The organism is Sinorhizobium sp. P24N7 (assembly GCF_042436655.1).
GTDB lineage: Bacteria > Pseudomonadota > Alphaproteobacteria > Rhizobiales > Rhizobiaceae > Sinorhizobium > Sinorhizobium meliloti_A.
Genome location: NZ_JBHMIW010000036.1, coordinates 1 through 5,653 on the forward strand (window position 1 = coordinate 1; position 5,653 = coordinate 5,653).

Annotated in this window: 3 protein-coding genes and 3 pseudogenes; 4 read left to right on the forward strand and 2 right to left on the reverse strand. The window is 56.1% G+C overall.

Annotated features, from left to right (window positions below):
* On the reverse strand, positions 1-1,501 hold a 1,501-nt coding region (locus ACFHWW_RS33605; RefSeq protein ID WP_379943648.1), incomplete at its 3' end, for an ABC transporter substrate-binding protein.
* 422 nt (positions 1,502-1,923) lie between these two features.
* A pseudogene (locus ACFHWW_RS33610) lies at positions 1,924-2,051 on the reverse strand (DDE-type integrase/transposase/recombinase); the annotation flags it as partial.
* A gap of 260 nt (positions 2,052-2,311) precedes the next feature.
* On the opposite strand from ACFHWW_RS33610, the gene ACFHWW_RS33615 reads away from it, so the two are divergent.
* From ACFHWW_RS33615 to ACFHWW_RS33630, 4 genes and pseudogenes are all read left to right on the forward strand, one after another.
* A complete protein-coding gene (locus ACFHWW_RS33615) occupies positions 2,312-3,592 on the forward strand; it encodes an ATP-grasp domain-containing protein (protein ID WP_379943650.1) in 1,281 nt (426 codons plus the stop codon).
* Positions 3,593-4,301: 709 nt separating this feature from the next.
* On the forward strand, positions 4,302-4,826 hold the full coding sequence (gene panD / locus ACFHWW_RS33620; protein WP_379943652.1) for an aspartate 1-decarboxylase: 525 nt from the start codon (positions 4,302-4,304) through the stop codon (positions 4,824-4,826).
* A 254-nt stretch (positions 4,827-5,080) separates the two neighbouring features.
* A pseudogene (locus tag ACFHWW_RS33625) lies at positions 5,081-5,286 on the forward strand (IS256 family transposase); the annotation flags it as partial.
* A 184-nt stretch (positions 5,287-5,470) separates the two neighbouring features.
* Positions 5,471-5,653 (forward strand): annotated as a pseudogene (locus ACFHWW_RS33630) (hypothetical protein); the annotation flags it as partial.

Genomic DNA, 5,653 nt, shown 5'->3' on the forward strand with positions numbered 1-5,653 from the left:
GCCTAATGTCGCCGACGAAGTCCCACCAAATCCGTTGCATCTCGCGGGCCAGTGCCTTGCGCTCTTCGAGCGTTTCGACATCTGGCCATTTGGCCCGGAGAGCCTCGTATTCGTCGTTCCTCGGCCAACCCCTAAATGCATTATCACCATTCGCCCTTAGGAAGATTGCCGTGGTCGGATCGCCTTGAAGGTAATCGGAATCGTCCGTGATGAAGATGCTCCAGCCGCCCTCCTCAACAGGCCCCCTGTTCTGTAAGCGCCGAGAAAGTTCGCCCCAGTCGCTCGGCGCAAGCTCGGCATTGATCCCAATCTTCCGCAGTTTGGCCGCTAGCAACTGCGACATGTTGTGGACTGCCGCCCAGCTCGTGGGGTCGAGAATGACGACCTTCTCGCCAGCATATCCGGCCTCCTTGAACAGTTGTTTGGCCTTGTCCGGATCGCCGCCCTTTTTGAACCAACCCGTATTTTCGTCATTCGAATAAGGTGTACTGTTGCCAAATATCGAGGTGACGGTGCTGATGTATGCTGGGGAGTACGCGGTAAGCATGAATGCCTCCTGATCGACCAGGTGAAGCATCGCTTGGCGTACCTTGACGTTATCGAACGGCTTCTGCAGGTGGTTCATACGCAGGGACACGACATAGCCAGTCTTGTCCAGAACCTGCAGTGCAAGATCGGGATCGCTCTCGATCTCGGGGTAAAGATCGGCGGGCGGAACTTGATGGAAATCAATTTCACCCGCCTGCAAGGCCGCTAAAGCAGTCTGCGGATCGGCGATATTGTCCCAGATGACGCGATCGACCTTGACGATCTTGCCGCCAGCGAATCCGTCGGACGCCTCGCTGCGCGGTACGTATTGTTCGTTGCGATCGTAGGTGAAGCTTGCGCCCGGCTTGGCAAGGGCCTCGTTGAACTTGAACGGGCCCGATCCGATATTCGTGGTGACCTGCTCGGTTGCCGGGCGATCCGCATCCTTCTCGCGCATGATAAACAGCGAGTTCCCTGCTATTGTCGCCAGCAGATCGATCAGCATCCCCAGCGGCTGCTTGAGCACAATCGTGAAGGACTTGTCGTCCTTCTTGGAGATGTCCTGGGCTCGCTCCATGAGCAGTTGTCCGCTGGAAGTCTGGCCCCAGCGACGGATCGAGGCCACACAGTCCGCCGCGGTCACAGGGGTGCCATCGTGCCAACCCAGGCCGTCCCGGAGTTCGAACGTGTAAGTCTTCTTGTCGTCGGAAACGCCCCACTTTCCCACCATTTGCGGCTGCGGCATCAACTTGGCGCCGAGCGAGAACAGCGTGTCGTAAATCGCCAGACCATGGATCTGGGTTTCGCCACTCGTCGTAAAGATCGGGTCGAAGGTGCTTAGCGCATCGCTCATCACCATGCGGACCGTCCGCGCTTCGGTAGGCACTGTCTGTCCCCGCAGGACCGACGGGATCGATAAAGCGGTTCCGGCGGCTAAGCCAGTTATCATGAGTTCGCGCCTAGATATTGTCATGTTCCGTTCCCCTTTTTGGTAAGTGGCGCGGTCAATCTACGTGCCAATGTTGAGTTTCGATTGCCGCGCAGCCTACGTCAAATTCAGACTGCGTATCGATACCATCTGGTTTTGAGATGGACCCAGATCGATGAAAGGCTGCAATTCCTTCGGCCTATCGCCCAACGTGAATCACACCTGTTCACCCGGCCTCAGCCAAGAAGCGCGCCGATTCGACGTTCGATTTCCACGTTACGACGCTTCGTAGGTGAGTTCTTTTTCATTCGTCTCCCGGATGCGCATCGGTTCGGGTCCCGATCGTCAGCTTCAGCGCTCACGCCCCCCACTTAAGCGCAGCCGCTTGAAGTGATTCTCAGACCTGCTCCGGAAAGTCCATCGGAGGGCCTTTCCTCATCGCTGCCGCAGCTTGTACTCACAGATAAGTCGGCTATGTCACCAACGCTGTCGATTGTACGGTACAGATATACCTCTCGGCCGCACACCTTGATATCGGTCTCGTCCATATGCCACCTGATGAGAAAGCCCGCTTGCGTCGGTTAAACCTCCTCATACCCTCAGATTAAGCTTAAACCTTTATAGGTCGAACAGCAGCATCCCTTAAAGATCGCAGTCGAAATTCATCGAGGCGCTCCGTGCCACACCGCCGGTCACCAAATTGTTGCAACAGTTCCTTCAAATAACTTTACAGAATCTTTGCGAACGCGGATCGCTGGCAATGGTACTCTCACCATAAAATCTAAGGTCAGGCACGGTCAAAAGACCGATTTACACTCAAATCACCACACAGCGCGCAACAGAGGGTCGACGCCAATGGCAAGAAGAGCGCTCATCCTGCTTGAAGGCCACAGGAGTAATGGTCCTCTATACGTCCAAGCGGCCGAGCGTCTTGGGCTTCATCCAATTACCCTGGCGGCTGATCCAGCCCGCTACGATTATCTTGCGGCGGAGCACGTTAAGGCTATCCGTGTTGATACAGGCAATCTCGATGCGCTAATCCGCGAATGTTCCCGGCTACGTACGACCTATGATATTGCCGGCATTACTGGCTTTACCGACATCGACGAGTTGGTCTATGCGACAGTTGGCAAACTCTGCCGGCATCTCGATCTGCCGGGACCAGATCCCGTGTCCATTGAACTATGCTGCGACAAATTCACTCAACGTCAGCTCCTCGCGGAGGCCGGAGTTCCAGTACCTGCTTATCGCCTGGCAGCGAATGCCACCGATGTAAAAAACTCCGCTGCGGAGATCGGCTTGCCGGTGATTGTCAAGCCAGCGGTAGGCAGCGGTAGCATCGGTGTCCGGTTATGCCGCAACGGCGATGAATTAGCCGAGCATGCGACCTATCTGTTCGGCGAGGGGCGGTCTTCGCCGAGAATATTGGTCGAAGAATTCGCGCAGGGCCCCTTTCATAGCGCCGAGATAATGGGAAATGAGGTTATTGGCATTGTCGCCGTTGACTTTGGCCCCCCACCGCATTTCGTCTTCCGTGAGACGACCTTTCCGGCCTCGCTGACTGATGACGAGTATAAACGTATCGCCGATGTTTCGCTGAGTTGCTTGCGAGCTCTAGGCCTTGGCTGGGGGCCAACGAATATAGAACTTCGGTGGACGCAGCGTGGCCCAGTCGTCATCGAAGTCAATCCACGTCTTGCTGGCGCACTCGAGCCCCAACTGGTCCAACTGGCTTACGGCGTCGATCTCGTCACCGAGCACATTAAGCTTGTCATCGGCGAGGAATGGGATTTGCGCAGAAGACATTCGCGGGCTGGGGCCGCGCGGTTCCTGGTTCCTGATCGCGATGGCACCCTCGAATGGATCGGTGGAGACAGTCGGGCGGCTGCTATACCAGGTGTCGCCGAGGTCAAATTATATGTTGAACCCAAGACGCCGATCATCAGGAAGGGTAACTACCGAGACTGGGTCGGACATGTCATTGCCGTTGCACCCAGCCCAATTCAGACCGCGGCGATACTTCAGCGTGCCGTTGACTTAATCGATTGGTCGGTCACACCAATTCCGGCCCTTGGCGAACAAGAACAATCTGCGGCTTCCCACCTCCCCGCAACGGCGGAGGGTGGCGGCAGATGAAGGGTGATCGTCGCCGAACATTCGTGCAATCGAGAGCAGAAGGGAGACTCAGGTCTCCCAGGATGCTTTGGCCGTCCGTGCCGACTCCGATCAGGCCGGTTTTGGCTGAGGCATGGACGTTCTGCCGTTTAACGCTTAAATCATGGTGCGTTCCCAGTCAGGCACGTCCGATCTCAAGCAGATCTGACTTCTTCACCGTCTCTGAGATCAACCTACAGCGTCGAGTAATACACTCCGACACTTTATGTCGCTTGTCGGGTCCGCGACACAGGCTTGTTGAACCAACCTATGGTTTGGGCCTTAGGCTATTGGCTGAAAAGCGATCAAAAATTTCTGTCTCTGGCTCGGTCAGCCACTGGCACGTGGTTTGCAATGTTGCTTGCTAGGCGGCGGAAGCTGCTGACTGGCATTCGTGTCGTGCCTGACATCGCAATCAATCGAAGGAAAGAACATGTCAGCTCTGCGTCAGACGCTATTCTACGGGAAGAGGGCATCGGCAGATCGGCAATGCCTCCGCCTGCCGGGCCAAACTGCGCCTGATCGTCTCCTCCTGCTGGCGTATGATGACCGCGATCTCCGTCGTGATTATCGTCGCCTCCTGAAAGCCGCTCTTCAATCTATCGCAGCACATCGATCAATCCACGTCCATGGGACGCACTGCAGTCCTTGGTTGGCGCAGTGATCCATAGCCGAAAGAGGAATCCTGCAGATGAGAAAAGTTGTTGCCGCCAAGCTTCATGGCATCACCGTGACCGACGCGGATCTGAACTACCACGGTTCAATAACTCTGGACCCAGATCATTGCGACGAGGCGGGTATTCTTCCGCTGGAGTTCGTTGAGATCTGGAATAAGGCTTCAGGCGCGCGAATTAGCACGTATGTCATTTACGGTGAAAGGGGTTCTCGTTGCTGTGTACTGAATGGAGCCGCTGCTCGCACCTGCCAGATCGGCGACGAGATAATCGTTTGCTCCTCCGCATATATAGAGGAGCATCAGTTCGTAGAGATCAAACCGCGAGTGCTGACGTTCAACCGGGACAATTCTGTCCGCGACCTCATGTTCTACGATGGTGGGATCAAGGATGATGGAACCATGACGTTCGCGGTTCGCGAGGGCTCTCCTGTTGGCCCCGCCCTAAAGATCCGAGTTGGGCCAATCGCTGGTAGCTCGCGGGTAGGACTAGCCGGTGAAGGACCGTCGACCAAGCGGCGTGCTCACCCGTCTAGTTCCTGATAAGCCGGCGCAACCGTTGCCATCGTCCAGTTCGGCACCAATTCGACAAGTTTCCAATCGAGCAGCTCCAACCGGTTCTGCGCATCGGTGACGCCATCGAGCCTGATCTTAGGAGACGGTCTGCTGCGCCGGATGGTCGAACTGCTGTGCCGTCAAGCCAGCGGGGATGGGCGGCACTCCAGTCCTTGCGGGATTGTCAGAGTTTCAGTGCGTGAGGCCACGATGATGGAAGAGAGAGATTCATCAAATAGCTCTTGGATCTGCGTCTAGCCGGTCGAGATCCGTCTAATGCTTTTGGCAAGGACGACTTTGGACGACCTGAAGAAAGCGCTTACCGAGCGTATTCTGAATCCGGAGCATGACGAACATCTCGGCGAGCGGGTGGAGGCGAACGCCGATCGCTGTAGCGGGCACGCCGAAGATGATGCTGTTGCTCCCTCCGGACCGCGCTGGCTCCTTCCCTTCTTTGCCTTCCCCGAAGACAAGCGGAGGAGCATCTATAAGTGAATTTCAGAATCTGCATGAGCGCAGATCGCTCACACTGGTACGCTCACCATAAAATCTGAGTTCAGGCACGGCCAAGAAAACTGACACCAGTTCACGCTCAAACCACCACACAGCACGCAACGGAGGATCAACGACCAATGGCAAAAAGAGCGCTCATCCTGCTTGAAGGTTCAAGGGCTAATGGCCCGCTCTACGTCCAAGCGGCCCAGCGTCTTGGGCTTCATCCAATTACCCTGGCGGCTGATCCAGGCTGCTACGACTATCTTGCGGCGGAAAACATTGAGGCAATCCGTGTCGATACAGGCAATCTCAATGCGCTG